Here is a 25,915-nt window from a genome sequence, read left to right on the forward strand (position 1 = left end):
CGCTTCAAGCCGCTGGGCGGCTCAGCTCGCCAGGGCGGGCGACGGTCGGACGGCGCCGACCGGGCGGCCGTGACCGAGCACCGGGAACGTCGCCAGCTCGTCCGGCGCGTCCACTCCCAGCTTGCGCAACGCGGCCACCAGGACCACCGCCCTGGCGCGGCTGGACCCGTCCGCGATCTTGCACGCCACGGCCTCGCCGGTCGGCAGGCCGATCGCGTAGACGCCCTCCGCGCCGTCCTTGGCCACCGCGCCCGGGATCGCCCGCATGAGCTTCGTGACGTCGCGGTTCGTGCCGCCGACCCACTCGGGGTGGGCGTTCATCGCCCGCGCGATCCGCTGCTCCGGACCGTCAGGCGCACCGGCCAGCGCGCCGAACGCCCTGGCCAGGCCGGTGAGGCTGATGCCGAGCAGCGGCGCGCCGCAGCCGTCGACGCCTTCCGCGCCGACCCGCTCGCCGGCCAGTTCCTCCAGGGTGTCGCGGATGGCCCGCTGGAGGGGGTGGCCGGGGTCGAGGTAGTCGTGGGTCGACCACCCGTTGACCACGCAGGTGGCCAGCATGGCGGCGTGCTTGCCCGAGCAGTTCATGTACTGCGGCGCCTTGGCTCGGCCCGCCGCCAGGTGCGACCTGAGGGCGTCCTCGCCGATCGGGACGTCCGGCGTGCACTGGAGGTCGGCCTCGGTCAGGCCGTGCGCGCGCAGGACGCGGTGGACGCCGTCGACGTGGAAGTCCTCGCCGGAGTGGCTCGCGCAGGCCAGGGCCAGCAGCTCGCTCTCCAGGTCGAGCCCGTGGCGGAGCATGGCCAGCGCCTGGACCGGCTTGTTGGACGAGCGCGGGTAGGTGGTGTCGTGCGGGCGGCCGAGGGACAGCGCTTCCCGACCCGCGCGGTCGAGGGCGATGACGGAACCGTGGTGCACGGACTCGATGAACTCACCACGCCAGACCTCGGCGACCAGTTCGTGCGTCATGCGTCCTCCCGACCCTTCGCGGCCGTGCGCGCCCGTGTGCGGCCGTGCCCCTGTGCGCGGCGATGCGTGTGGTGCGCCGACACGCTGCCAACTGTCGACAGTTAACATCGCGGGTGACATCTCGCGCTAGGAGACGTTCGTGACACCTCCCCTGCACTTGAGCTTGGCCGGTCAGGCCGTGGACGTGCTCCGCGAGCTGGTGCTGACCGGCGACATCCCGCCCGGCACGCGGGTGAACGAGGTCGAGCTGGCCCAGCGGCTGGGCATCTCCCGGGGGCCGCTGCGCGAGGCGATCCGGCACCTGGCGTCCGAAGGGCTGCTGGTGCTGGCGCCGCACCGGGGCGCTTCCGTGCCGGTCGCCGACAAAGCGGACGTGCAGGCGCTGTTCGAGCTGCGGACGGCGCTGGAGTGCGCGGCGGTTGAGCTGGCGGCGTCCCGGCGGACCGAGGCGGACGTGGTGCGGCTGCGCGCGGTGTGCGAGGAGTCGCGCCGGGCGTACTCGGCGGGCGAGCGCTTCCCGTACCGGCTGGACCTGGCGTTCCACCAGGCGTTGCTGCACGCGGCGCGCAGCCCCCGGATCGCCGAGCAGGTGCGGCTGGTGCAGCAGCGGGTGGTGCTGCTGCGCAGCGGCCTGCGCGACGACCCGCCGCACCAGCACGCGTCGTTGGACGACCACGACGCCCTGGTGGCCGCCATCGCCGCCGCCGACCCGTCCCGCGCGTCCGACGTCATGCGCAAGCACCTGGCCCGCGTCTGCGCCCAGATGCTCACCAGCCTCGCTCAGTAGCCGGCCAGGTGGTCGAGCAGGTGCAGCGTCGTCTGCTCCGCCGCCTCCTCCGGCACGAAGCGGCCCGCGCCCGGCAGCACCTCGAACCAGTACGGCCCGGTGGCCCAGCGCGCCGTGTCCTGCGCCGTGTCGGGTGAGAACACCGCGTCGTCCTCACCCCACAGGTACCGCGTCGGCGTCGACACCGGGCGGTCGCGGTCGGCGTCGGCGGCGGTGAGGTCGTTGGCGCGGTGCCAGTTCAGCGCCGCGGTCAGCGCGCCCGGCTCGGTCAGCTTCCGCACGTACTGCGCCACCCGCTCCGGCGGGATCACCGGCGGCCAGCCGGCCCGCAACCGCGCGGCGTCGTCCGCCAGCAGGGCGCGTTCGGCGACGCCGGGCTCGCGCAGGTGGTCCAGGCGCGCCCACCGGCGACGCTGGTCCGGGTCCGTGCGCAACGCCTCGGCGAGAGCGCCGGGGTGCGGCGCGGACACGACCGTCAACGTGCGCACCCGCAGCGGGAACCGCGCCGCCGCGACCCACGCCGCGAGCCCGCCCAGGTCGTGCCCGACCAGGTCGAACCTCGTCCAGCCCAGCGCGTCCGCGATCTCGACCACGTCCCGCGCCGCGTGCTCCAGCGCGTACGCGCCCGGGTGGCGCGGCCGGACGCCCGGCGAGTAGCCGCGCAGGTCCGGCGCCACCGCCAGGTACCCGTGGGCGCCCAACGCCCGCAGTTGGTGCCGCCACGCGATCCCGCACTCCAGCCCGCCGTGCAGGAGCAACACCTTGCGGCCGGCGGCGGGGCCGGACGCGATGGCGTCGAACGTGCCCGCGGGTGTCGTGACGCGCTGCCGCGTCAGGTCGGATTCGAAGGGCGCCGATCGTGATCGCATGCACTCATCGTGGTCGGGTGGTCGCGCTGAGTCCCTGGTGCGCGCTCCCGGAGCCCTGGTGGGGTCAGCCCTACCTCTGACGGGGTGCCTGGCGGAGCCGGTCGCGCGACCCCGCCAGGGACCCTGGTCAGCCGAGCGTGCCGGTCACCTTCGCGTGGCCCTTGAGCAGGTTGCGGGCGATCGTGCGGCGCTGGATCTCGTCGGTGCCCTCGTAGATGCGCAGCAGCCGCAGCTCCCGGTACCAGCGCTCGATCGGCAGCTCGCGCGTGTAGCCCATGCCGCCGTGGATCTGCAGGACCCGGTCCACGATCTCGTTCGCCTTGATGCCGCCGTACAGCTTCGCCATCGACTGCGCCTGCCGCGAGTCCGCGCCCTGGTCGACCAGCCACGCCGCGTGCAGCACGAGCCAGCGCAGCGCCTCGATCTCCACCGCCGAGTCCGCGAGCATCCACTGGATGGCCTGGTACTCGGCGATCGGCTGACCGAACGTGACCCGGGTCTTGGCCTGCTCGATGGCCATCTCCACCAGCCGCTCGCACGAGCCGAGCGCCCGCGCGGGCAGCAGGTAGCGGCCCTGGCCGATCCACTGCATGGCCAGGTGGAAGCCCTTGCCGACCTCGCCGAGCACGTTCTCCTCGGGCACGCGGACGTTGTCGAACACCAGCGCGGCCGGACCCCACTGGCCCATGGTCGGGATCGGCTCGGACTTCCAGCCCATGTCCCGGTCGACCAGGAAGCACGTGACGCCGCCGTCCGCGCCCTTCTCCTTGTCCGTCACCGCGAACACCATCACGAAGTCGGCTTCGTTGCCCTGCGTGATGAACGTCTTCTCACCGTTGATCACCCACTCGCCGCCCTCCTTGCGGGCGGACGTGCGGATGGCCTTGGCGTCGGAACCCGCGCCGGGCTCGGTGATCGCGAAGCACGACACGCGCTCCCCGGAGATCGTGGGCAGCAGGTAGCGCTGCTTCTGCTCCTCGTTGCCGTGGAACAGGATGTTGTCCGCGTACCCGCCGAACCGGAACGGCACGAACGTGCGGCCCAGCTCGGCCTCCAGCAGCGCCGTCATGAGCGCGCCCAGGCCCATGCCGCCGTACTCCTGCGGCGTGAGCACGCCGAAGAAGCCCGCCTCCTTCGCCTTGTCCTGGAGCTCCTTCAGCTCGTCACGCGTCAGACCGGGCCGGCCCAGGCGTTCGCGGCGCAGCACCTCCGGCTCCAGCGGCGCCACCTCCTTGCGCACGAAGGTCCGCACCCAGTCGCGGATCTCCTTCTGCTCCTCGTCGAGCGTGAAGTCCATGTCGTCCTCCCTCTAACCCTCTACGCGAACGCGTTGATGCCGGTCAGCGCCCGGCCGATGAGCAACTTCTGGATCTGGCTGGTGCCCTCGTAGAGGGTCGTGACGCGGGTGTCCCGCAGGTACTTGCCGACGGGGTACTCGTCGACGTAGCCGTACCCGCCGAAGACCTGGATGGCGTTGTTCGCCACCCGCACGGCCGCTTCGCTGGCGTACAGCTTCGCCATGGACGCCTCCGTGCCGAACGGCTCGCCCCGGTCGGCGAGGTCCGCGCACCGCCACGTGAGCAGGCGGGCGGCCTCGGTCTCCACGGCCATGTCGGCCAGGAGCTCCTGCACGAGCTGGAAACCGGCGATGGGCTTGCCGAACTGCTCGCGCTCCTTGGCGTACCGCACGCTGACCTCCAGCGCGCCCCGTGCGGCGCCCACGCACCCGGCGGCGACGGACATCCGGCCCCGGTCGAGGGCGGCCATGGCCAGCTTGAAGCCACCGCCCTCGTCGCCGAGCCGGTCGGCGTCACCCACCCTGACCTGGTCGAGGGTCAGCTCGGCGGTGGCCTGGCCGCGCATGCCGAGCTTGCCGCGGATCTCGGTGGCGGTGAAGCCGGGGGAGTCGGTCGGCACCAGGAACGCGGTGATCCCCTTGGGCCCGGGACCACCCGTCCGGGCGAAGATGAGGGCCACGTCGGCCCACGTCCCGTTGGTGATGAACACCTTGCGCCCGGTGATCACCCAGTCGTCGCCGTCGCGGACGGCCTTGGTGGCCAGCGACGCCGCGTCGGAGCCGGTGCCGGGCTCGGTCAGGCCGAAGCAGCCCAGCCGGCGGCCCGAGCACAGGCCCGGCAGCCAGCGCTGCTTCTGCGCCTCCGTGCCGTGCTTGGCGAGGGTCTTGCCGACCAGGCCGAGGGAGACGGAGATGATGCCGCGCACCGCCGAGTCGCCGCGGGCGACCTCCTCGAGCACCAGGCAGTACGCCAGGTGGTCGCCGCCCGAGCCGCCGTACGCTTCGTCGATGCCGAGACCGAGGAAGCCGACGTCGCCCAGGGCGGGCACCAGGTCGCGGTCGATGGCCTCGTCCCGGTCCCAGCGCGTGGCGTGCGGGACGATCCGCTCCTCGGTGAACCGGTGCGCCAGGTCCTTGAGCTGCCGGTGTTCGTCGGAGATGCGCAGATCCACCGGGGTGACCTCCTAACCGAACGGTGTTAGGTTATCTAACCTAGGCGCGGAACCCACCACAGGCAAGGGGAGCGGACATGCCGAGGAGCCCGATCCTGAGTGCCTCGCGCATCCGGACCGCCGCGCTGCACATCATCGACCGGGACGGGCTCGACGGCCTGTCGATGCGCAAACTAGCCGCTGAGCTGGGCGTTCAGGCCGCGTCGCTGTACGGGCACGTCAGCACGAAGGACGACCTGCTGCACGAGGTGGCCGCCGGCATCCTCGAAGGGGTCGACGTCTCCGGGTTCGAGGGCGGCGGCTGGCGGCACGGCCTGCGCAGCTGCGCCCGTTCCTACCGGGCGGCACTGGCCGCGCACCCCAACATCGTGCCGTTCCTGGCGTACGGGCCGGCCCACCGCGAGGCGTCGCTGCGCCGGCTGGACGTGGTGCACGGCGGGCTCGTCGCCGCGGGCTGGTCACGGCGCGAGGCGACGATGATCGCCGCGTCGTTGATGTACCTGGTGTTCGGCGCGGCGCTGAGCTCGTTCTCCAGCGGCTTCTCCGACGACCAGACCTTCTACCGCGACCGGTACCCGAACCTGGACAAGGCCCACCTCCTGCCCGCCGTGGCCCGCGAACTGGACCACGACAGCTTCGAACTGGCGCTGGAGGCGTTCGTCACCGGCTTGGCGGCGCGAGCACCCGGCTGATCGCGCGCGCCGGCCTGGCCGAGCCCTCGCACCTGCCCCGCCGACCCTGCGAGCACCCGGCCCGCTCCGCGTCATTGCGGTTGTATTCGCACCATCCCGATTCCCTCGGTGAGTGCCCGTTTGGTCCGTGCCATCCCGTTCGCACCCGCCCCCGCTCGGTTGGATCTGTGAGCGCCCGGTTGGGACCGCGCTTTGGCCCGCTTGTGCCCACGTGCCTGCCCTGTCGATCTCGCGAGCACCCGGCTCGCCCCGCGTCAGTGCGGTAGTGATCGCACCATCCCATTTCCATCGGCGAGCATCCGTTCGATCTGTGCCGTCCCCGTCGTGTCCGCTCCCGCCCGATTCCATCGGCGACCGCCCGGCTGGGTCCGAGTCTTGGCCTGCATGTGCCCGCGTGCCTGCCCTGTCGATCCCGCGAGCGCCCCGGCTCCTTCCGCGCCTTTGGGGTTGTGTTCGCACCATCCCGTTTCCCTGGGCGAGTGCCTGTTTGATCCGTGCCGTCCCGGTTGCGTCCGTCGCCGCCCGGTTAGAGCGACCGCCCGGCAGACCCCGCGACCGCCGGGCTGGGCCTGCGAGCACCTGGCTGATCTTGCGCGCCCTTCCCGGTTGATCCCGCGCCCGGCTCATCTGAGCCACCCGCCACCCGTGGGGCCTCCCGTCCCCGTGAGGCCGGTGCCGGTCGATCTTCGCGCGGGGTTCGTGGCGCGTTGTTAGGCTCGCCCGCGTGGCGACCCAGGCTGTGGAACTGAACGTGGGCGAGCGTGTGGTGCGGGTGTCCAACCCGGGCAAGGTCTACTTCCCCGAGCGTGGGATCACCAAGCTCCAGGTGGTCGAGTACTACCTGGCCGTCGCGGAACCGTTGCTGCGGGTGCTGCGCGACCGGCCGACGACGTTGAAGCGGTACGTCGACGGGGTGACCGGGGAGGCGTTCTACCAGAAGCGGTTGCCCAAGGGCGCGCCCGAGTGGGTCGAGACGGCGCGCATCAAGTTCCCCTCCGGGCGGCCCGCGGACGAGGTGTGCCCGACCGAGCCGGCCGTGCTGGCGTGGGCGGCGAACCTCGGCACGTTCGACTTCCACCCGTGGCCCGTGCGGCGGTCGGACACCGATCGGCCCGACGAGCTGCGCGTCGACCTCGACCCCCAGCCCGGCACCGACTTCCGGGACGCGGTGGCGGTCGCGATGGTGCTGCGGGAGGTGCTGGGCGAACTCGGCCTCACCGGCTACCCGAAGACGTCCGGCGGCCGCGGCGTCCACGTGGCCGTGCGCATCCGGCCCGAGTGGGACTTCGTGGACGTGCGGCACGCCGTGATCGCGTTGGCGCGCGAGGTGGAACGGCGCATGCCCGATCAGGCGACCACGTCCTGGTGGAAGGAAGAACGCGGCGAGAAGGTCTTCCTCGACTTCAACCAAGCCGCCCGCGACCGCACCATCGCCTCCGCCTGGTCGGTCCGCGGCACGCCCCGCGCCACCGTGTCCACCCCCGTCACGTGGGACCGCCTGTCCACTGTGGACCCCGACGACTTCGACGTGCTGACCGTGCCGAAGTACCTCGAGGAGCACGGCGACCCGCACGCGTCCCTGGACGACGAGGCGTTCGGCATCGAGCGCCTGCTGGAGTGGTACGCGGCCGACGACCGGGGCGACATGCCGTATCCCCCGGACTACCCGAAGATGCCCGGCGAACCGCCGCGCGTCCAGCCGTCGCGCAAGCGCAACTAGAACCGGTCGGCCTCACGTCCTGCGTGATCCAGCTCCACGCTCACCGGCCGGCGACCGCGCCCGCCGGGTCGTTGGCCTACGTCGTCACCGGAGTCGTCTCGAAGGCGTTCGGCAGGTGCAGCCAGGCGGTGGACTCGGCGTCCCACCCGGTGAGAGTGGCGGTGCCGTGCGGTGTCGCGACCGGGACGTGCTGGGCCGTGAGCAGGCCGGACACGGTCAGGTGGACGGCGTCGAGATCCTCGGCGGCACGGGTCCAGCACACCTGCGCGCGTCCGTCCGACGAGCGCGGGTAGCGGCCCACCAGTTGTCCGTAGTCGGCGGCCGAGTCGATGGGGAACACCCGGAGGTCCGCCGGGTCGAACGTGACGGTGAACAGCGGTCGGTCGGGGCCGAACTCCGCCGTCTCGCCCCAGTGCCACATGCTGGTGCCCTCGGGGAGGATGGACGAGGTCCACAACGCCCCGACCGGCTTGTCGGGGGCTGTGGTGCTCGCGGGCCCGTCTGCGACCTGGATCGCGCGCGGAGTCGGGTCCGTCGCGTACCGAGCCTGGGGCGACCGCAGTGAGGTGTCGCCGAGGGACCCGGTCGACAGCCGTCGCAGGACGGCGACGGCGATGTGGTCGAGTTCCGGCGTGGGCCGCGCGGTGAAGTCGCGGCCGGAGTGCCGGAGGGACGCCGCGAAGGCGATGTGCCGGTAGAGGTCGTCGTCGGTCAGGTCGCCGAGCCGGGCGCCGAGGCCGAGATCGCCGAAGAAGTCGCGCAGGAGCAGGCACAGTTCGATGAGCACGGGGCTTCCGGGCTGGTCGGTGGCGAGATCGGCCACGAGCGGACCTCGTCTTCGCGCAGGGTGACTGGCCTCCTGGACTGTAGCGCCGCCTGGCGGACCACCTCGCGTGCAGCCTTCTGCGGCAGCTCGGGCGATGACGGTCCGACAGCGGTCGGTTCGGTGTCAGAGGTTCATCCGGCCGGGTCGGTAGTTGTCAATTCAGATGAGACAGGTTGTGTTTACGGGGTCGGTTGCGGTTGCTCGACAGGCTGGTTGATCCAGGCTGTCTCGGGCAGTCGGGGTGGTCGGGGTCGGTGTGCGAAGCGTTGTGGGTGTCGGGTGTGGGCGCGGTCGAGAGTGGCCTGGCGTTGGTCGCGGATCTGTTCTGCGGTTCCGAAGTGGACGGACGCGGGGGTGTGCATGCCGATGCCGGAGTGACGGTGTTCGTGGTTGTAGGCGAGGAAGAACTCCTCGCAGAACGCGCGGGCGTCGGCCAGGGAGCCGAACCGTTCGGGGAAGTCGGGCACGTACTTCATCGTCTTGAACTGGGCTTCGGAATAGGGGTTGTCGTTCGAGACGCGGGGACGGGAATGCGAGCGGAGCACGCCGAGGTCGACCAGGAGCGCGGAGACCGGTTTGGAGACCATGGCGCCGCCGCGGTCGGCGTGGACCGTGTGTGGCGCGGTGCCGTTGCGGGCGACGGCGTCGGCGAGGAAGTCCCTGGCCACGACCGCGTCCTCCGCGGCGGCGACCAGCCACCCGGTGACGTACCGGGAGAAGATGTCCAGCACGACGTAACAGCGGTACCAGATGCCTTTCACCGGCCCTTTCAACGCGGTGATGTCCCACGACCACACCTGGCTCGGACCACGGGCGAGCAGTTCCGGGCGTGTCCGGGGCGGGTGGGTGGCGGTGCGGCGGCGTTCGCGGACCTGCCCGGCGGCGCGGGCGATCCGGTACATCGTGGAGATCGAGCACCGGTAACGGCCCTCGTCCAACTCGCGTGCCCACACCTGCGGGATCGCCAGGTCCCGGTAGACAGGGCTGGTCAACACCTCCAACACCTCGGTGCGTTCGGCTGCGTCCAGGGCGTGCGGCGGCGGACGACGTCGCGGCCGGGGGCCGGACGGCGGGCCCGTCATCCCGGCGTGGCGGTAGTGCGTGGCCCGGGACCTGCCGGTCAGCGCGCACGACGTGGTTACCGGGACGTCGGCGGCGCGCAGCTCGGCGAAGGCGGCCGCCGTCACGTCCTGGGCGGCCTGCCCTCGTCCGTGCTCACGGAGAGTTCCCGCAAGAGCGCGTGAGCTTTTCCCATGATGTCCAGCGCCATCCGGGTCCTGACCAGGTCGGAGGCCAACTTCTCGTTCTGCCGGCGCAGCTTCTCCAGCTCGACCTGCTCGGCCGACCTGCGCGCCGGTGTCGCCGAGGCCGTCGATTCCGCCGCCGCACCGCCCAACCGGCCCGCGTCTCGAGCCCGGGTCCACTCGATGACGTGCGAGGAGTACAGGCCCTCGCGGCGCAGGATCGCGCCCTTCTCCCCGTTCGGGGCATTCTCGTACTCCGCGACCAAAGCGAGCTTGTACTCGGTGGTGAACGTCCGCCGGGACGGACGCGCGGCCGGATCGGTGGGTGTCGCGCCGGAGGAACGCCGGGACTGCTTGTCGGATGGGGTGGACACGAGCACAAGAATCTCCGATCCCGCCCTTGATCACGAACCTCGATCACACGAGGTGTCTCGCACCAGTCTGACCAAGAGGGGGTGGTGTTGCGCTCGTGGGACTGTCCCGGAGGGCGAGAGGCCGGGTGGCGCGGGCCGGGCAAGCGCGCAGGTCACCGCGGCGGACCGCGGGGACGGTGTCGGGCCACCGGTCCCCGTGACCCGGACGGGGGTGTCGCGCGGCCCGGCGGGGCGGGGGCATGGTGAGCCGCGTGAACGCCCGACGCCTCGAAGTGCTGCTGCCCGCCGACGTGCCCGCCCGCGACTACGCGGCCGTCGCCCACGCCATCTGGGGGGTGCTGGACACGGCCGGTCTCGACGAGGACGGCTCGCTGCGGACCGACGAGGAAACAGCCGAGGACACAATCGAGGAGCAGCCGGGTGAAAAGCCGGAGGGCGACCGATGATCGCTCGCCCGCACCCCTCGGGACGACCTGACCTCCCGCCGTGAGCATCCCGCCCGCGGTGGCCGAAGAGCAGTCCGAGGCGCTTGCCGACGACGACGCGTCGCGGGACGTGTCACGGCAGGTGGGGGAGCCGTTGGCCACCCTCCACGCGATCACGCCGCCGCCGTTGGGCCCGCGGGACCGGGCGGAGTTCGCCGACCTCGGGCACCCGGAGCCGGCGCTGGCGTGCACCGAGGTGCCGAGCGCCCACCCGCTGGTCGACGACGGCCGCCTCACCGTCCTGGTCGCCGGCGGGCGAGGCCGGCGCTGGTCCGGCGCCTGACCTTCCGCCAACCGGCTGTTTCCGACAGCGGTTCAGCCGCGATCCGACTGGTCCTCTCGTACCATGGGGGCAACGTCGAAGAAGGGGAGGCAGTCCGATGACGCAGGCGTACGTGGTGCGGTTCGTCGGCGGCCCCCTCGACGGCCGGGTCGACTCGCACGCCAAGCCGCCCGAGTCCCCGAAGCAGACCGTCACCCACGTCCACCTGCACGGCGGCCCGAAGATCGTGCACCACTACGACCTCCAGTACGCCGTCGAGTACGGCTGCGAGTACCGCCTCCGCGTCGAGGACTAGCCACGCGAACCAGGGCTCTTGACAGAGTCAGAAGCGGCCAACCGTAGACACGCGCCTCACCTGCGGTTTACCGTTTGACTTGCGTGAGAGCGCTCTCACAGAGCTGTGAGTCCCTGCTGGAGGTCCCTGTGCGTTCAATCCGCCCCCACCTGGCGGCCCTCGCGGTCGCCGTGGCCGCGGCTGCCGCGATCCCCCTCGCCCTACCCGGAACGGCCAGTGCCGTCACGGTGGGCGCGGGCAGCTACGCCACCACCCGTCCGGCGGGCGCGGTCGGCCCGTCCGACGCCAACGGCTCGCCCCTGACGCCGAAGGTCACCGCCCGGATGGCCGGCCGACCGGTGCCGACCAACGACTGGTGGTCGTCGCTGGCCTTCCAGCGCTACCCCGGCAACCCCTACTCCGAGAACATGTACGCCCACCCGCTGACGTTCCACGCGGCGGCGCAGGGCCTCGGCGTCGGTTACCCGACCAGCCCGAACATCACCCCCGACGGCCGGTTCTACGAGTTCATGCACCAGGACGACCTGTTCGTCGGCGTCAGCGGACTCAACTCGCCCCGCACCCAGGTCGACGGCTGGACCGACTGGACCGTGAGTCCACTGTGGACCGACGGGACGCGCACCCTGCGCACGACCATCGGCCACGGCTCGCCGTACGTGTACGCGGAGGCCACCGGCGGCACGGCCCGGGTCGGGTTCAACGGCGCCACCACGATCTGGAGCAACACCGGCACCACCCTCGGCGTCACGATCAACGGCCGCGACTACGCGCTGTTCTCGCCGAGCAACTGGAACGTCGTCGGCACCGCCGAGGCCACCTCGTCGGCCGCCTTCTTCTCGGTGGCCGTGCTGCCGAGCCGCGACGCGCTGTCCCTGTTCCAGCGCTACGCCTTCTCGTTCGTCACCGACACCAAGGTCAACTGGACCTACAACTCGGCGAACGCCCAGCTCACCGCCACCTACACGGCCACGACCACGGCACGCCAGGGCACCCAGACCGGCACCCTGCAAGCCCTCTACCGGCACCAGTGGCTCAACTCCTCCGACACCCTCACCGCCTTCCGCTACACCTCGCCGCGCGGCGAGATGCGGGTGCGCGAGGGCTCGTCGTTCACGACCCGCAGCACGTTCAACGGCGTCCTGCCGGCGCTACCCCTGTCCTCGGCAGCCGACAAGAACCGCCTGCGCTCGGAGATCGACCAGGAGCTCAACGCCGCCGACCCGTGGAAGGGCGCGGGCGACACCTACTGGACCGGCAAGGCGTTGTGGCGCCTGGCGGCACTGGCCCGGGTGGCCAACCAGATCGGCTACACCGACGGCCGCGACCGGCTGCTCGGCCTGGTCCGCGACCGGCTCTCCGACTGGCTCACCGCCACGCCCGGCGAGGCAGGCAACCACTTCGCCTACGACGCCACGTGGGGCACGCTGATCGGCTACAAGGCGTCCTACGGCACCGACGCCGAGCTGAACGACCACCACTTCCACTACGGCTACTACGTGCTGGCCGCGGCGATCCTCGCGCAGCACGACCCGGGCTGGGCGTCGGACTCCCGCTACGGCGGCATGGTGAAGCTGCTGGTCAAGGACGCCAACAACTTCGACCGCGGCGAGACGCGCTTCCCGTTCCTGCGCAACTTCGACGCCTACGCGGGCCACGGCTGGGCCTCCGGCCACGCCGGCTTCGCCCACGGCAACAACGAGGAGTCCTCGTCGGAGGGCATGATGTTCGCCACCGCCGCCGTGCTGTTCGGCCAGGCCACCGGTGACACGGCGATGCGCGACGCGGGCATCTACCTGCACACCACGCAGGAGAGCACGATCGCCCAGTACTGGTTCGACAAGGACGACACGGTGTTCCCGGCGGCCTTCCAGCACGGCACGGTCGGCATGGTGTGGGGCGCGGGTGCCAGCTACAGCACCTGGTGGACGGCCAACCCGGAGGAGATCCACGGCATCAACATGCTGCCGATCACCGGCGGGTCGCTCTACCACGCCGACTACAAGGCAGACATCCTCCAGAACGTCAACGAGCTGCGCGCCAACAACGGCGGCACCGAGGTCGAGTGGAAGGACGTCATCACCCAGTTCCTGGCGCTCGCCGACCCGGCGCAGGCGCTGGCGAACTACGGCTCCGGCCTGCCACCGGAGGACGGCGACTCGCGGGCGCACGCCTACCACTGGATCACGTCGCTCGACACCTACGGCACGCCTGACACGTCCGTCACCGCGAACGTGCCGACGCACGCCGTGCTGAGCAAGAACGGCGCCCGCACGTACGTGGCCTACAACCCGGGCACGACGACGGCCACGGTGACGTTCTCCGACGGGCAGACCCTGTCCGTGCCGGCGTCGTCCACCGCGTGGCGCGGGCCGGCCGGCAGCGGCGTGGACTCCGGCTCGGGTGGCGTGAACCCGACGTCGACGACCACCACCACGTCGACGACGACCACCACGACCACGACGACCACCACCACGACGACCACGACCACGACCGCTCCGCCGACCAGCCGGGACGCCTTCGCCACCATCCAGGCCGAGTCCTACGACGAGCACAAGGGCGTGTTCAAGGAGACGACCACCGACACCGGCGGCGGCCAGAACATCGCCGGCCTCGCGAACGGCGAGTGGGCGCTCTTCCGGGGCGTCGACTTCGGCTCCCGCACCGGCCGGCAGTTCGTCGCCCGCGTCGCCAGCGGCGCGGCGGGCGGCGTGAGCGGCCTGGTCGAGGTCCGCGTCGGCAGCCCGACCGCCACACCGCTCGGCAGCTTCGCCATCGCCAACACCGGCGGCTGGCAGAGCTGGCGCACCGTGCCCGCCAACATCACCGGCCTGACCGGCAAGCACGACGTCTACCTCACCTTCACCAGCGGTCAGCCCGCCGACTTCGTCAACGTCAACTGGATCACGTTCGGCTCCTAGACCTGCCGCCGCATCCCGCTCCACTCTCGGAGGAGATCGGATGAACGCGAGATTGAGAGGTGTCATCGGCGCCGCGTCCGTCGCGCTGGCACTGGCCCTGATCGGGTCGGTGGTCGCTTACCAGCCGGCGGGCGCGGGGCCGGAAGAGATCCACGCCGTCAACCACGACAGCCACCCGGCCGCACCGGACGCGCACCAGGCCGCGGCCATCGAAGGACAAGCCGGCATCCAGGCCGCCTCGGAGTTCCGCGCCAACTGCCGCGCGAGCCACCGGTCCGGCAACGACCCGATCATCTACCCCAACCAGACCGGCGTGTCGCACGTGCACGAGTTCTTCGGCAACCGGTCCACCAACGCGTCGTCCACGTACACGTCGCTCAAAGCGGCGGGCACCACGTGCGACCCGGTGGTCGACCTGTCCGCCTACTGGGTGCCCACGCTCTACAAGAACGGGCAGCCGGTCGCGCCGGAGAGCGTCACCGTGTACTACCAGGGCATCCACGACATGCAACGCGCCGTCGCGTACCCGCCGGACATGAGGTACGTCGTCGGCAACGCCCGGGCGACCAGCCCCGACCAGAACCCGTCCGCGCGGTGGTCGTGCACCACGCAGTCGCCGTCGAGCCGGGACTTCATGAACTGCCCGGCCGGCACCAAGCTGGAGACGTACCTGGACTTCCCGACCTGCTGGAACGGCCGGGACCTCGACAGCGCCAACCACAAGGACCACATCGTGTTCTGGAACGGGTCGTGCCCGTCCACGCACAACGTGGTCCTGCCGAGGCTGGAGTTCCTGATCACCTACCCGGTCAACGGCGGCGGGCTGTCGCTGGGCGGGACGGTGAACGGGGTGAACGTGACCAACGCGCCGGGGTACACCTTCCACGGTGACTTCATGAACGCGTGGGACCAGCCGGAACTGGAACGACGGGTGCGCAACTGCGTGAACGCGGGTCGCATCTGCGGCACGAACGGCAACCCCATCTAGGGGCGCGCGGGCGGCGGGGTGGGACCCACCCCGCCGCCCGTCCACTGTGGACTGATGCGAGAGGCGGCCCGGTGGTGGCAGGATCGCCGGATGCAGCCAAGGGACCGCCTGCCGGTCACCCTCGCGGTACTCGTCGTGGTGGCGGTCGCCGTGTCGGCCATCCGGCCCAAGGACTACGTCACCTGGCTGCTGGAGGTCGCGCCGATCGTCATCGCGCTGCCCCTGCTGGCGTGGACCCGCCGCCGGTTCCCGCTGACCCCGCTCGCCTACTGGCTGATCTTCGGGCACGCGCTGGTGCTCGCGCTCGGCGGCCACTACACCTACGCCGAGGTGCCGTTGGGCGAGCTGCCGTGGACCGACCGCAACCACTACGACCGGTTCGCCCACTTCGTGCAGGGCTTCGTGCCCGCGGTGCTGGTCCGGGAGGTCCTGCTGCGCCGGACGCCGCTGCGGCCGGGGCGGTGGACGTTCTTCCTCGTGTCGGCGACGTGCCTGGCGGTGAGCGCGGGCTACGAGTTCGTGGAGTGGGCGGGCGCGGTGGTCGGCGGCGAGTCGGCGACGGACTTCCTCGGCACGCAAGGGGATGTGTGGGACACGCACTGGGACATGCTCCTCGCGCTCGTCGGTTCGGTGGTCGCGCAGTGGGCGCTGGGACGTGCGCACGACCGGCAGCTCGCGGGATTGTCGGTGGCGTAGGGCAAGCTGCACCCCGACAGATCTTGTGCAAGTCGTGGAGGTAGGCGATGGCGAAGGCGAAGCAGAACTCGTTGTCCGCGCAGGACATCGATCACCTGCGCGCGGAGTTGGCCGCGGGCCGGCCGCCCGCGGTCTGGTTCACCTCCGCCGCGGTCGGGGTGGAGGCCGGGCGGTCGGCGAAGGTGGTGGCGTTCACCGAACCCGCCGAGGGGGACTTCATCCAGGTGCGGCCGACGGGGGAGAAGGACGAGCTGTCGTTCTCGCCGGCCGAGTTGACCGTGGAGAAACCGGCTCCGCGCAAGCGCGCCCCCGCGCCCGCCGCAGTGGAGACCCCGGCTCCGGCTCCGGTCGAGCACATCTACACGCCCGCGCCGGCTCCCGCGCCCGCTCCGCCGAAGCCGAGGCCCGCCCCGGCGCCGGCCGCGCCCGCGGAGCGCCGGCCGGCGGCGCGCAAGCAGGCGAAGCCGGCGGAGGTGACGGTGACCCTCACGTCGACCGCCGACGGCGAGTGGACGGTCGACGTGCAGTGGGGCGCGAAGCGCACCTTGAAGGCCGCGCCGGTGGCCGCGTCGGCGGTGTCGCAGGTGTCGAAGCTGCTGCCGGCGGAGGTCGACGAGGCGGTCGAGAGCGTGCTGAGCGCGGCCCGTGAACGCCACCTCGCCCGGGTCGAGCAGCTGCGGGCGGAGCTGGAGGCGGCCCAGCGGGCGTTGGACGAGCTGAACGGCTGACGGTTCGGGAACCGCGCGGGAACAGGGTGCTGACCAGGCGAGAACACGTATTGCAACGTATTGATGATTGCCGTTCCGCGATCGGGTGAGGGTACTTCCCCTGGCCGGTGGTAGGGGCGGACGGTGGGGTCGAAATACCTTCGGTCGCACGAAGTCCCTCGACGCCGCGGAGGCACAAGATGGTTGTTGAGATCACGACAGCGGAGCAGGACCAACTCGGCAGCTGCGGCTGCTGCACCGGCTGCACGGGCCCCGGCTGCGGGTGTTGTTCCACCTGCTGACCCCGCACCACCACTAGACCGCACCACCACACCGCAACACCGATCACCCGACCCCGGCCGCCCCAGCGAGCCGGGGCTCGGGCCGACGACGCCGGCCGCCGGGCTTTCGCGCCGAATCCCGGCCGCCGCTCAACTCCCCGGTCCCCGCCGACCCAGGTCCCGCGAACCGCCCGGCTGCCGCCGAACGCCCAGCTCCCGCGAACCGCCCGGCTGCCGCGAACCGCCCAGCGCCCGCGAACACCCAGGTCCCGCGAACCGCCCAGCTCCCGCGAACACCCAGCTCCCGCGAACCGCCCGGCTACCGTCGGGCACCCGCTGACGCCGAACTTCCAGCCGTCGCCGTAGCGCTGCCGGGGTGCGCTGCCGGCTTCCGTGTCCGACGGGGCCCGGGGTGGTGGCGGTCGGGGGTGGTTTCGGCGGGTCCGCTGGTTTTCAACCGAGGTACGGGAACAATGTTTCCGTACATTTTCGGACCAGGTTCACCCGATTGTGTTCAGTTGTCGTGTGGGGCTCCGCGGAGTGGACAGGACACCCGGCGGGCAGGGTAGCGCGCCTGGTGCACGGGTGCCGGGTGACGCGAAGCCGCAGCTACGTGAGACCACAGTCACGGTGGGCACACGGTGCCGCTGGACGGCGCCTTCGCCTCCACCAGGAACTCCTCCGCCGCCTTCGTCGCGCACGCCGACTGGCCGAGCGCTCCGTGCCCGCCGCCCTGCCACCCGACGACGACGCCGGCCGGCAGTGCCTGCGCGGCCCGTTCCGCACCCTCACGAGGGGTGACGGGGTCGGTGGCCGTGGTCAGCACGAGCATCGGCGGGGCGCCCACCAGTCTCGGCACCTTCACCGCCTGCGGCACCGGGAACGGGCCGCAGGCCAGCAGCTTGCGGGCGAAGTAGGCGCCGAACAGGGGATGCTTGGCGCGCCAGTCCTCCGTCAACCCGGCCACTCGTTCGGGCGGCACGCGGTTCGTCGTGTCGTTACAAGCAGTGATGATCCCGGCGTCGATGCGCGGCGGGTCCTCGTCCTGCTCCAGCAGCAGCGGCTCGACGAAGGCGCTCAGCTTGGCGCCGTCGCCCCCCTCGGCGGCCACGATCGCCTCGGCCAGCGCGCCCCACCGCGACCGGTCCGCCAAGCCCGCCAGCACGGCCTCCGTGGCGGTGCCCGGCGTGAGGTCGAAGTCACCGCCGCGCAACGGCTTGTCCCGCAACGCGTCCAGCAACGCCTTGTACCGGTCGGTCGCACCCGCGCCCAACGGGCACCCGCGGACCACGCAGTCCTTCTGGAACGCCGAGAACGTCTCGTCCGCCGCCACCGCCCGCGTCTGCGCCACGGCCGTCGCGTCCAACGTCGGGTCCGGCGCGCCGTCGAACACCATCCGCCCGATCCGGTCCGGAAACCGCGACGCGTACAACGTCAACACCCGCGAGCCCTCGCCGAAGCCGATGGCGTTGAGGTGCGGCACGCCCATCGCCTCGCGCAACTGCTCGAGGTCCGCCGACGCGCGCCACGAGTCCACCCCGGGCAACCGGTTCTCCATGTCGAGCACGCACTCGCGGCTCGCCAACGTGTAGGCGTCGACCAAGTCCTCGTTCGACTCCGCGCCCGGGTCGGCTTCCACGATCCCGACCCGCGCCGCGTCCGGCACGCACTGCACGGGGTCCGACTCGCCGGTGCCCCGCCGGTCGACGCCGATGAGCGTGAACGTGCTCAGCACCGTCGCGGGCAGGCTCGCCGCCAGCCGCGCCGCCTTCAACGTCCCCGGCTCGCCGCCCGCCTCGCCGACCACCACCAGCGGACTGCCGCCCGTGCCCACGCGCAGCAGCGACATGCCCAGGTTGCCCCGCCCGGGTCGGCTCGGCACGTCCAGCCGCACGGTGAGCTGCGAGCACTCGTACTCCCACGCGCCCGCCGGCGCCGAAGCGCCCATCCGGGCGCGGGCCGAGTCCGTGCACGACGACCAGGACAGCCCGGGCGTCTCGTAGCTCTCCAGCGGCGGGACCTCGCGGGGACCGGACGGGACGGTGGCGGCCGACGGCTGCTCGCCGTCACCGCGCACGGCGATCACCGGCCGGGTCGACGGACCCGCGCTGCACGCGGCCAGCGCGCTCAGAGCCACCAAGATCGAAGCGGCGTGACGCCGACGCGGCACAGCGGTCCCCTCGCTCTCTCCCACGGCGTTGGTCTCCCGATGGGTTCGTGCAGAGCCTCACACAGTCCAGGTGAGACTTCGGTGAGCGGGCTGGGGGAGGATGTCGGCGTGGTCACCGTGCACGTCGAAGGCATCCCCGAACGCAGGCTCCACCGGTCGGGGCCGGTCGCGCTCGCCGCCAAGGCGTTCGGCGCGATACCGCCACCCGCCCTCGTGCTGTTGGGCGTGGTCAGCGTGCAGATCGGCGCCGCGGTGGCCAAGCAGCTGTTCACCCTGGCCGGCGCGGCGGGCACGGTCACGCTGAGGCTGGTGCTGGCCGCCGCCATCCTGCTGGTGGTGTGGCGGCCGTCGCTGCGGCTGGACCGCCGCACGTACGCGGTGATCCTCGGCTACGGGCTGGTGCTCGGCGCGATGAACCTCAGCTTCTACCAGGCGATCAAGCACATCCCGCTCGGCGCGGCGGTCACCATCGAGTTCCTCGGCCCGCTGGCGGTGGCCGTGATCGGCTCCCGGCGCTGGCTGGACGGCGTGTGGGCGCTGCTCGCGGCAGCCGGCGTGCTGCTGCTGACCAGGGTCGACGGCGGCTTGGCGCTGCCCGGCGTGCTGTTCGCGGCGGGCGCGGGCGTGTGCTGGGCCGGCTACATCCTGCTGACCGCGGCGCTGGGCAGCCGCACGTCCGACGGCAAGGGCCTGGCGCTGGCGATGGTGGTCGGCGCGGCGGTGGCGCTGCCGTTCGGCGTGGCCGAGGCGGGCACGATGCTGCTCGACCCCGTGGTGCTCGTCGCGGGCGGCGCGGTGGCGCTGCTGTCGTCGGTGATCCCGTACTCGCTGGAGCTGGAGGCGCTGCGCAAGATCCCGCCGCGCGTGTTCGGCATCCTGATGAGCCTGGAGCCGGCGGTCGCCGCGCTGGCCGGGTTGGTCCTGCTGCACGAGGCGCTGCACCCGGCGCAGTGGGTCGCGGTGTTCTGCGTGGTGCTGGCGTCGGTGGGCGCGACCCGGACCGCGGGACCCGACGTGTGACCGGACCCGGGGGTCGGGTGAGCGGGCTCAGGCCCGGAGCTTGGGCGCCGGCTCGGCCGGCGGTTCCTCGACGCTGAGCCGCCCGTCGACCAGCTCGCCGCCGCGCTCCTCGAAGATCGCCGCGTAGGTCGCCGCGTACCTGCGGTAGACGGCCAGCAACTCGCCCTCCACCGTGGCGGCGACGTCGGCGCGGAACTCGTCGCGCAGCCGCCGCATGGTGTTCACGGCGCTGCGCCGCCTCAGGCTGTGCAGGTAGGGCCGGAACGTCACGTTCAACCCGCCCACCACCGCCGCCATGAGCAGCAGCACCTTGCCCAGCGCCGTTTCCGACGAGGTGAACCCCACCGCCAGCACGGCGGGCACGAAGATCAGCACCACGGTGTAGAACAACCCGGTCGTGCGGTGCACGACCCGCCACATCGACAGCCGACGGCAGTCCAGCCGCATGCGATCGTCCAACTCCCGGATGAGCGCGTCCACATCAGAGACCTCGGCCACAACCCGCCACGGTACTCACCCGAGCGGTCACGCGGGGCGAACTTCGCCTCGCAGCACCGATTCCACGTCGTAGCGCGCGGGCTGGTCGAGCTGGTCGTAGCCGCACGACGCCGGGTCGCGGTCGGGCCGCCAGCGCCGGAACTGGCCGTTGTGCCGCAGCCGGGCGGGCGCGCCGCCCTCGGTCTGCGAGTACGCGATCTCCAGCACGCGTTCCGGCCGCAACGGCACCCAGTCGGCGTGCTTGCCGCGCCACCGGTTGATCTCGCCGGGCAGTCGGCGGCCGTCGGGCTCCACCAGCCACGGGTGCTCGCCGGTGGTGATGAGGCCCTTGAACTCCTCGGCCAGCGCCCGCCGCTCGGCCGCCTTGAACGAGCCCACGACGCCGACGTGGTGCAGGACGCCCGCCTCGTCGTGCAGGCCGAGCAGCAGCGAGCCGACCGCCGTGCCCGGCTCGGTGTCCTTGTGCCAGCGCAGCCCGGCCACCACGCACTCGGCGGTGCGGGCGTGCTTGACCTTGATCATGGAGCGCTTGCCGGGCGTGTACTCGCCGGCCGCGGGCTTGCCCATGACGCCGTCCAGCCCTGCGCCCTCGAACAGCTCGAACCACTGCGCCGCCAGGTCGCCGTCGGTGGTCGCGGGGGTGAGGTAGAGGCCGTCGCCGGGCGTGATCAGACCCTCCAGCGTGGACCGGCGCTCCGTGCAGGGCCGCTCCAGCAGCAACTCGTCGCCCAGGGCCAGCACGTCGAACGCCACGAAGCTCGCCGGCGTCTGCTCCGCCAGCAGCCGCACGCGGCTCTCCGCCGGGTGGATCCGCTCGGACAGCGCGTCGAAGTCCAGCTTGTCGTCCTTGGCCACGACGAGCTCGCCGTCGACCACGATCCGCTGCGGCAGGGTGCGCCGCAGCGCGGCCTCCGCCTCCGGGAAGTACCGGTTGAGCGGCTTGCCGCTGCGCGACTGGAGGAACACCTCGTCGCCGTCGCGGAACACCAGGCAGCGGTAGCCGTCCCACTTGGGCTCGAACACGAGGTCCGCGCCGGTCGGGATCTTGTCCACCGCGGTCGCCAGCATCGGCTGCACGGGAGGGGTCAACGGGAGAGCCACCCGGCCATCCTGCCGGGTGGACCGGCCCGATGCACGCGATGGCGCTCCCTCTTGGCCAGATCGAGCCGCACCGCGGTCGGCAGGACCTCCACGCCGAGCGCGGCGCGGGCCCGCGACACCACCCGGCCGTCCAGCTCCCGCCACACCCGGTGCACGTCCGCGCCGTGCCGCAGCGTGAGCCGCAGCCGCAACGCGGGCCTGCCCACCACGGACACCTTCGCGCCGGCCACGCCGTGCACCTGCTCGGCGTCCGCGCGCACCGCCGCCGCCAGCGCCTTGGCCGTGACGACCACGTCGTCCAGCAGCAGGTCCGGGTGCCGTTCGGGGCGGACCGCGCGCCACGCCCACAGCAGCCCGAGGACGACGGCCAGCAGGCCGAGCGCGATCAGCCCGAGCCGGACGGGCAGCAGGTGCCGCCGGGCCCAGTCGAGCACGACCGGGTCCAGCACCGGCCGGTCGACGGCGAAGCGGTGCAGCACGACGGCGGCGCCGCCGACCAGCAGGGCGAGCACGCCGAGCACGGCGGCCATCACGCGTTCGGTGCGGTTCGAGCGGTTCACGGTCGGTCCTCCGGCGTGGCGGCACGGTCCTGCGGTGAGGCGTCGCGGTCCTCGGGCGAGGAGCGGAGGTCCTTCGGCGGGATCGAGCGGTCCTTCGGCGAGATGACGACGACCGACACCTTCGGCCGCGCGGACATCGGCAGGTCGTCCACCGCGCCCCGGGCCACCTCCAGCAGCCGCGGCCGCAACGACGCCTCGCCGTGCAGCCGGCTCGTCGCCCGGACCCGCACCCTGCGCCGCGACGCGGTGACCGACACGTCCGCCACGCCGTCCTCCGCGCGCACCCGGTGCCCGACCACGCGGGCCAGCGACGTCGGCGTGGTCACCACCCGCACGCCGTCGGCCGGGTCGTCCAGCGGCACCTGCGACACCCCCGCCCGGGACGCCACGACCAGCAGGAACAGCCCGCCGACGGCCAGGCAGGCGCCGATCGGCAGGACCGGCCGGTCCACCCAGGACCAGTCCGGCCACGGCGGCCACCCGCGCCCGGACCAGTGCCGGGCGACCACGACGACCAGCAGCGCGCCCGCACCGGCCAACGCCACCCCGAGCAACGGCGACAGCACCCGCAGCAGGACTCGCACCTACACCACCCTCGGCCGGGTCTCGGCGCGCAGCGCGGACACCGTCACGGCCACCGACCGGACCCGGTAGCCGGTGATCCGCTCGACTTCCTCGGTGACGTGCCGCCGGACGTCGGCGGCGGCCGTGCGCACGGGAGCCGGGTAGCGCAACGCCAGCTTGACCCCGAGCTCCAGGTCGTCGCCCGCCTCGGCGACCCTGACCGCCGCGCTCGGCTCCGCGCCGGGCACGAGCCGGACGGCGTGCGCCGCCACCTTCCGCACCACGGTCGGGTGAATCTCGAGCGAGCCCCGCGCCTCGGTCACTTGTCGCGGCCCCGGCCGAGCAGGTCGCCGAGGTCGAGCTCGCCGTCGAGGACCCGGCCCACGACCAGGCCGATCACGCCGACCGCCAGGGTCACCAGGAAGGCGGTGAACCCGCTGGTCGCGGCCAGGCCCAGGACCAGGCCCGAGAGCAGGCCCGTCTGCGTCGCGCTCATCAGCTCTCCCACTCCAGATCGGCCACGACCACGTCCACCGGCGCGGCGCCCGCCACCCCGGCGACCCGCGACCGCAGCTCCGGCACCACCTCGCCGATCGGCCGGCCGGTCCGCAGCACCACCGCCACCTCCACCCGCGTGCCGACCCGGACGCCGAGCACGCGCCGCCCGGGCAGGTAGGAGGCGATCGCGCCGTCCAGCCGCGCCACCTCCGGGTGCGCCAGCAACGCCGCTTCGACGTCCTCCGCCACGTCCGTCACTCGACCCGCGAACCCGTCGGCCCGGTCTCCTCGTCCTCGTCGGGCAGGTGGATGTCGTTGACCGCGATGTTGACCTCGATGACCTCCAGGCCGGTGATCCGCTCCACCGAGCCGATCACGTTGCGCCGCACGGCCCGCGCCAGGTCGACGATGCTCGCGCCGTACTCGACCACGATGTCCAGGTCGACCGCGGCCTGCCGCTCGCCGACCTCGACCGCGACGCCCGCGGTGTCCGCGGTGCCCGCGCCCGGGATGCGCTCGCGCAGGGCGCCGAACGCCCGCGACACGCCGCCGCCCAGCGCGTGCACGCCGGAGATCTCCCGCGCCGCGATGCCCGCGACCTTCTGCACGACCGACGACGCGATCGTGGTCCTGCCCTGCTCGGTGTCCTCGGCCAGCCGGGGGGTGCCGACGTCCGGCTTGGCGGCGGTGCTCTGCGCCACGGCGGATCCTCTCCGAATCGGTGCGTGCACGTTCGGATGCGGACCGTATCCGGCTCAGCGCGAAGATGTGCCCCAGGTCACCGGATCGGGCGTCACCTTGCGGTACCGCAGGAGGAGGGCGCTGTCGTGGTGCAGCACCGACGCCAGCTCCATCGACCGGGGTGACGGCGGCAGCGGCCCGTTCGAGATCCGGCCGGCGTCGCCGCCCGCGAGCAGCGGGGAGAACGTCACGCACAACACGTCGACGAGGTCGGCGTCGATCAGCGCGCCGAACACCTTCGGCCCGCCCTCGCAGTCGACCCGGAGCAGCCCGCGTTCCCGCAGCGCCGCCAGCGCCAGGTCCAGGGCCACGGTCCGCTCGCCGGCGACGACCACGTCGGCGCCCGCCGCCGCGAGCGCGTCACGCCGCTCCCGCGGCGCGGCCCGGGTGGTGAGGATGATCGGCGGCACGGTGGCGGCGGTCAGCAGCGCGGACGTCGGCTCGATCGAGCACCGCCCGGTCACCACGGCGATCGGCGGCACCGGCGCGAGGCCGAGCCTGGCCCGCCGGGACGCGCGCACCTCTCCCGCCTTGATGCCCTGGTAGCCCTCGACGAGGGCCGTGCCCGCGCCGACGAGCACCACGTCGCACAGGTCGCGGCCGAGCATGAACACCGCGCGGTCGGCCTCGTTGCCCAGCCCGGCGGAGCGCCCGGCCACCGACACCGCACCGTCCACGCTGGACACGAAGTTCACCTGCACCCACGGCCGGTCGAGCCCGTCGGGGTAGTCGTAGAGCCGTTCCAGGTCCTCGTCGGTGATCTCGCCGTCACGTGGTGGCCACAACATCCGCACCGCCACATCCCAGCACGCCGTTACGATCCCGTCATGTCCGCCCCGCCGCGCCTGTCCGACCGAACCCCGCACGTCGCCGCGGACGAGCTGGTGGACGCGCTGGTCCCGCCGCCCCGCTTCGACGCGGTCCGGTTCGACACCTACCTGCCCAACCCGGACGAGCCGAGCCAGGCCGCGGCGGTGCGGGCGGGCCGCGAGTTCGCCGAACGCGTCTCCGAGGGCGGCAACCGGGGCGTGCTGGGCCGGCTGTTCAAGCGGTCGGCCGCCGACGACGCCAAGCCCGGGTTCTACCTCGACGGCGGGTTCGGCGTCGGCAAGACGCACCTGCTGGCGTCGGTGTGGCACGCCGTGCCCGGCCCCAAGGCCTACGGCACGTTCGTCGAGCTGACCAACCTCGTCGGCACGCTGGGTTTCGCCGAGACGGTGCGCCGGCTGTCGTCGCACAAGCTGCTCGCGATCGACGAGTTCGAGCTGGACGACCCGGGCGACACGATGCTGGTCACCCGCCTGCTCAAGGAGCTGACGGCGGCGGGCGTGTCGGTCGCGGCCACGTCGAACACGCTGCCGGACAAGCTGGGCGAGGGCCGGTTCGCCGCCGCCGACTTCCTGCGCGAGATCCAGTCGATGTCGGCGAAGTTCACCGTGGTCCGGGTCGACGGCCCCGACTACCGCCACCGCGGCCTGCCCGACGCGCCGCCGCCGATGGCCGACGAGGACCTCGTGGCCAAGGCCCGGAGCACGCCCGGCGGCACGCTGGACGACTTCGCCGACCTGTGCGCCGCGCTGGCCCGCATCCACCCGTCGAGCTACGGCAGGCTGGTGGACGGGGTGACCGCGGTGCACCTGCGCCACGTTCGGCCCGCGCCCGATCAGGCGGTGGCGCTGAGGCTCGTGGCGCTCGGCGACCGGCTCTACGACCGGGACATCCCGGTGGCGGTGTCCGGGGACGCCCTTTCGGAGCTCTTCACGGCCGAAATGCTGCGTGGCGGCTACCGCAAGAAGTACCTGCGGGCGGTATCGCGACTCGTCGCCCTCTCCCGGTGATCTTCCCTGCTAAACCCCCGTTCAGGGGTGGTTTTGCGGGTTGGGCGCAGGGTATCCACCGGCGGTGATGAGCGAAGCGGAACGCCGCACCCTCAGTGAGATCGAAACCAGACTCGCGGACGAGGAGCCGGGCCTGGCCTCGGCGCTCGTCGCCGGGAAACCCCGGCACCCGATGCTCAGCTACGCCCTCGTGGCCACGTTCGGCGGCCTGGGCGTGCTGCTGCTGGTCCTCGGGGCGATCGGCCCCGCCCTGGCGTCGCTGGGTTTCGGCGCGCTCCTGATGCTGATGCGCGGCTACAGCTGGCGGTGAGCCGGCACCGCCCGC

The 25,915-nt window shown here is 72.5% G+C and carries 28 protein-coding genes and 1 pseudogene; 13 read left to right on the forward strand and 16 right to left on the reverse strand.

Going from position 1 to position 25,915, the window contains the following annotated elements:
* Positions 1 to 21: 21 nt before the first annotated feature.
* A complete protein-coding gene (locus IOD16_RS06205) occupies positions 22 to 966 on the reverse strand; it encodes an asparaginase (protein ID WP_201439245.1) in 945 nt (314 codons plus the stop codon).
* A 139-nt stretch (positions 967 to 1,105) separates the two neighbouring features.
* Here IOD16_RS06205 and IOD16_RS06210 point away from each other — a divergent pair, with 139 nt between their 5' ends.
* Positions 1,106 to 1,753: a GntR family transcriptional regulator gene (locus tag IOD16_RS06210; RefSeq protein WP_201439246.1), complete on the forward strand. Its 648-nt coding sequence runs from the start codon at positions 1,106 to 1,108 to the stop codon at positions 1,751 to 1,753.
* Here IOD16_RS06210 and IOD16_RS06215 read toward each other — a convergent pair.
* The 3 genes from IOD16_RS06215 to IOD16_RS06225 all read right to left on the reverse strand — a co-directional run bounded on the left by IOD16_RS06215 (position 1,747) and on the right by IOD16_RS06225 (position 5,091).
* A complete protein-coding gene (locus IOD16_RS06215; RefSeq protein WP_201439247.1) occupies positions 1,747 to 2,622 on the reverse strand; it encodes an alpha/beta fold hydrolase in 876 nt (291 codons plus the stop codon). The genes IOD16_RS06210 and IOD16_RS06215 overlap by 7 nt on opposite strands.
* 127 nt (positions 2,623 to 2,749) lie before the next feature.
* Positions 2,750 to 3,919: an acyl-CoA dehydrogenase family protein gene (locus tag IOD16_RS06220; RefSeq protein ID WP_201439248.1), complete on the reverse strand. Its 1,170-nt coding sequence runs from the start codon at positions 3,917 to 3,919 to the stop codon at positions 2,750 to 2,752.
* A gap of 20 nt (positions 3,920 to 3,939) precedes the next feature.
* Positions 3,940 to 5,091, reverse strand: coding sequence for an acyl-CoA dehydrogenase family protein (locus IOD16_RS06225; protein ID WP_201439249.1), 1,152 nt, complete (start codon positions 5,089 to 5,091; stop codon positions 3,940 to 3,942).
* 77 nt (positions 5,092 to 5,168) lie between these two features.
* Between IOD16_RS06225 and IOD16_RS06230 the strand changes: the two genes are divergently transcribed.
* The gene (locus IOD16_RS06230; RefSeq protein ID WP_201439250.1) at positions 5,169 to 5,783 is read left to right on the forward strand and encodes a TetR family transcriptional regulator; all 615 of its coding nucleotides are present in this window, start codon (positions 5,169 to 5,171) and stop codon (positions 5,781 to 5,783) included.
* A gap of 724 nt (positions 5,784 to 6,507) precedes the next feature.
* The gene (gene ligD / locus IOD16_RS06235; protein WP_201439251.1) at positions 6,508 to 7,503 is read left to right on the forward strand and encodes a non-homologous end-joining DNA ligase; all 996 of its coding nucleotides are present in this window, start codon (positions 6,508 to 6,510) and stop codon (positions 7,501 to 7,503) included.
* Positions 7,504 to 7,579: 76 nt separating this feature from the next.
* Here the strand turns inward: ligD and IOD16_RS06240 are convergent, their stop codons facing one another.
* A complete protein-coding gene (locus IOD16_RS06240) occupies positions 7,580 to 8,326 on the reverse strand; it encodes a hypothetical protein (protein ID WP_201439252.1) in 747 nt (248 codons plus the stop codon).
* A 182-nt stretch (positions 8,327 to 8,508) separates the two neighbouring features.
* Positions 8,509 to 9,947, reverse strand: a pseudogene (locus IOD16_RS06245) (IS3 family transposase).
* Positions 9,948 to 10,198: 251 nt separating this feature from the next.
* Here IOD16_RS06245 and IOD16_RS06255 point away from each other — a divergent pair.
* From IOD16_RS06255 to IOD16_RS40880, 7 genes are all read left to right on the forward strand, one after another.
* A complete protein-coding gene (locus tag IOD16_RS06255) occupies positions 10,199 to 10,393 on the forward strand; it encodes a hypothetical protein (RefSeq protein WP_201439253.1) in 195 nt (64 codons plus the stop codon).
* A gap of 40 nt (positions 10,394 to 10,433) precedes the next feature.
* Positions 10,434 to 10,715, forward strand: coding sequence for a hypothetical protein (locus IOD16_RS06260; protein WP_201439254.1), 282 nt, complete (start codon positions 10,434 to 10,436; stop codon positions 10,713 to 10,715).
* A gap of 97 nt (positions 10,716 to 10,812) precedes the next feature.
* Positions 10,813 to 11,010 carry a hypothetical protein gene (locus IOD16_RS06265; protein ID WP_123743217.1) on the forward strand — a complete coding sequence of 66 codons (198 nt, stop codon included), beginning with the start codon at positions 10,813 to 10,815 and terminating at the stop codon, positions 11,008 to 11,010.
* 128 nt (positions 11,011 to 11,138) lie between these two features.
* Complete coding sequence (locus tag IOD16_RS39955) at positions 11,139 to 13,928, forward strand: glycosyl hydrolase (protein ID WP_236594778.1); 2,790 nt, start codon at positions 11,139 to 11,141, stop codon at positions 13,926 to 13,928.
* 40 nt (positions 13,929 to 13,968) lie between these two features.
* A complete protein-coding gene (locus IOD16_RS06275; RefSeq protein ID WP_123743215.1) occupies positions 13,969 to 14,916 on the forward strand; it encodes a DUF1996 domain-containing protein in 948 nt (315 codons plus the stop codon).
* A 90-nt stretch (positions 14,917 to 15,006) separates the two neighbouring features.
* Positions 15,007 to 15,612: a DUF2238 domain-containing protein gene (locus IOD16_RS06280; protein ID WP_201439255.1), complete on the forward strand. Its 606-nt coding sequence runs from the start codon at positions 15,007 to 15,009 to the stop codon at positions 15,610 to 15,612.
* Between the two features lie 47 nt (positions 15,613 to 15,659).
* Positions 15,660 to 16,340, forward strand: coding sequence for a DUF6319 family protein (locus tag IOD16_RS40880; RefSeq protein ID WP_201439256.1), 681 nt, complete (start codon positions 15,660 to 15,662; stop codon positions 16,338 to 16,340).
* A gap of 885 nt (positions 16,341 to 17,225) precedes the next feature.
* On the opposite strand, the gene IOD16_RS06290 is transcribed toward IOD16_RS40880, so the two are convergent.
* On the reverse strand, positions 17,226 to 18,737 hold the full coding sequence (locus IOD16_RS06290; protein WP_236595124.1) for an alpha/beta fold hydrolase: 1,512 nt from the start codon (positions 18,735 to 18,737) through the stop codon (positions 17,226 to 17,228).
* Between the two features lie 165 nt (positions 18,738 to 18,902).
* Here IOD16_RS06290 and IOD16_RS06295 point away from each other — a divergent pair, with 165 nt between their 5' ends.
* On the forward strand, positions 18,903 to 19,790 hold the full coding sequence (locus IOD16_RS06295) for an EamA family transporter (RefSeq protein ID WP_236595125.1): 888 nt from the start codon (positions 18,903 to 18,905) through the stop codon (positions 19,788 to 19,790).
* A gap of 27 nt (positions 19,791 to 19,817) precedes the next feature.
* On the opposite strand, the gene IOD16_RS06300 is transcribed toward IOD16_RS06295, so the two are convergent.
* The 9 genes from IOD16_RS06300 to IOD16_RS06340 are packed head-to-tail and all read right to left on the reverse strand — an operon-like array spanning position 19,818 to position 24,540.
* Positions 19,818 to 20,288, reverse strand: a complete 471-nt coding sequence (locus IOD16_RS06300; RefSeq protein ID WP_201439259.1) for a hypothetical protein — start codon at positions 20,286 to 20,288, stop codon at positions 19,818 to 19,820.
* 27 nt (positions 20,289 to 20,315) lie between these two features.
* Positions 20,316 to 21,389, reverse strand: coding sequence for an ATP-dependent DNA ligase (locus IOD16_RS06305; RefSeq protein WP_201439260.1), 1,074 nt, complete (start codon positions 21,387 to 21,389; stop codon positions 20,316 to 20,318).
* On the reverse strand, positions 21,374 to 21,949 hold the full coding sequence (locus IOD16_RS06310) for an alkaline shock response membrane anchor protein AmaP (RefSeq protein ID WP_236594779.1): 576 nt from the start codon (positions 21,947 to 21,949) through the stop codon (positions 21,374 to 21,376). Before IOD16_RS06310 ends, IOD16_RS06305 begins: the two co-directional genes overlap by 16 nt.
* The gene (locus IOD16_RS06315) at positions 21,946 to 22,533 is read right to left on the reverse strand and encodes a DUF6286 domain-containing protein (protein WP_236594780.1); all 588 of its coding nucleotides are present in this window, start codon (positions 22,531 to 22,533) and stop codon (positions 21,946 to 21,948) included. The genes IOD16_RS06310 and IOD16_RS06315 overlap by 4 nt, the downstream gene beginning before the upstream one ends.
* Complete coding sequence (locus IOD16_RS06320) at positions 22,534 to 22,785, reverse strand: Asp23/Gls24 family envelope stress response protein (RefSeq protein WP_328809427.1); 252 nt, start codon at positions 22,783 to 22,785, stop codon at positions 22,534 to 22,536. It lies immediately after the preceding gene.
* A 47-nt stretch (positions 22,786 to 22,832) separates the two neighbouring features.
* Positions 22,833 to 23,009, reverse strand: coding sequence for a hypothetical protein (locus IOD16_RS06325; RefSeq protein WP_123743207.1), 177 nt, complete (start codon positions 23,007 to 23,009; stop codon positions 22,833 to 22,835).
* A complete protein-coding gene (locus IOD16_RS06330; protein ID WP_236594781.1) occupies positions 23,009 to 23,260 on the reverse strand; it encodes a hypothetical protein in 252 nt (83 codons plus the stop codon). The genes IOD16_RS06325 and IOD16_RS06330 overlap by 1 nt, the downstream gene beginning before the upstream one ends.
* Positions 23,261 to 23,265: 5 nt before the next feature.
* Positions 23,266 to 23,712, reverse strand: coding sequence for an Asp23/Gls24 family envelope stress response protein (locus IOD16_RS06335; protein WP_201439263.1), 447 nt, complete (start codon positions 23,710 to 23,712; stop codon positions 23,266 to 23,268).
* Between the two features lie 54 nt (positions 23,713 to 23,766).
* The gene (locus IOD16_RS06340; RefSeq protein WP_201441227.1) at positions 23,767 to 24,540 is read right to left on the reverse strand and encodes a pyrimidine reductase family protein; all 774 of its coding nucleotides are present in this window, start codon (positions 24,538 to 24,540) and stop codon (positions 23,767 to 23,769) included.
* A 39-nt stretch (positions 24,541 to 24,579) separates the two neighbouring features.
* Between IOD16_RS06340 and zapE the strand changes: the two genes are divergently transcribed.
* Positions 24,580 to 25,590, forward strand: a complete 1,011-nt coding sequence (gene zapE, locus IOD16_RS06345) for a cell division protein ZapE (protein ID WP_201439264.1) — start codon at positions 24,580 to 24,582, stop codon at positions 25,588 to 25,590.
* Positions 25,591 to 25,657: 67 nt separating this feature from the next.
* Positions 25,658 to 25,900 carry a DUF3040 domain-containing protein gene (locus tag IOD16_RS06350; RefSeq protein ID WP_201439265.1) on the forward strand — a complete coding sequence of 81 codons (243 nt, stop codon included), beginning with the start codon at positions 25,658 to 25,660 and terminating at the stop codon, positions 25,898 to 25,900.
* Positions 25,901 to 25,915 lie beyond the last annotated feature (15 nt).

The organism is Saccharothrix sp. 6-C, from assembly GCF_016695385.1.
Lineage (GTDB): Bacteria > Actinomycetota > Actinomycetes > Mycobacteriales > Pseudonocardiaceae > Actinosynnema > Actinosynnema texasense.

Coding starts and splice junctions, on each gene's coding strand:
- IOD16_RS06205 (WP_201439245.1), bottom strand. CDS start 966: ATGACGCACGAACTGGTCGCCGAGGTCTGGCGTGGTGAGTTCATCGAG.
- IOD16_RS06215 (WP_201439247.1), bottom strand. CDS start 2,622: ATGCGATCACGATCGGCGCCCTTCGAATCCGACCTGACGCGGCAGCGC.
- IOD16_RS06220 (WP_201439248.1), bottom strand. CDS start 3,919: ATGGACTTCACGCTCGACGAGGAGCAGAAGGAGATCCGCGACTGGGTG.
- IOD16_RS06230 (WP_201439250.1), top strand. CDS start 5,169: ATGCCGAGGAGCCCGATCCTGAGTGCCTCGCGCATCCGGACCGCCGCG.
- IOD16_RS06265 (WP_123743217.1), top strand. CDS start 10,813: ATGACGCAGGCGTACGTGGTGCGGTTCGTCGGCGGCCCCCTCGACGGC.
- IOD16_RS06275 (WP_123743215.1), top strand. CDS start 13,969: ATGAACGCGAGATTGAGAGGTGTCATCGGCGCCGCGTCCGTCGCGCTG.
- IOD16_RS06280 (WP_201439255.1), top strand. CDS start 15,007: ATGCAGCCAAGGGACCGCCTGCCGGTCACCCTCGCGGTACTCGTCGTG.
- IOD16_RS40880 (WP_201439256.1), top strand. CDS start 15,660: ATGGCGAAGGCGAAGCAGAACTCGTTGTCCGCGCAGGACATCGATCAC.
- IOD16_RS06325 (WP_123743207.1), bottom strand. CDS start 23,009: ATGAGCGCGACGCAGACGGGCCTGCTCTCGGGCCTGGTCCTGGGCCTG.
- IOD16_RS06340 (WP_201441227.1), bottom strand. CDS start 24,540: ATGTTGTGGCCACCACGTGACGGCGAGATCACCGACGAGGACCTGGAA.
- zapE (WP_201439264.1), top strand. CDS start 24,580: ATGTCCGCCCCGCCGCGCCTGTCCGACCGAACCCCGCACGTCGCCGCG.
- IOD16_RS06350 (WP_201439265.1), top strand. CDS start 25,658: ATGAGCGAAGCGGAACGCCGCACCCTCAGTGAGATCGAAACCAGACTC.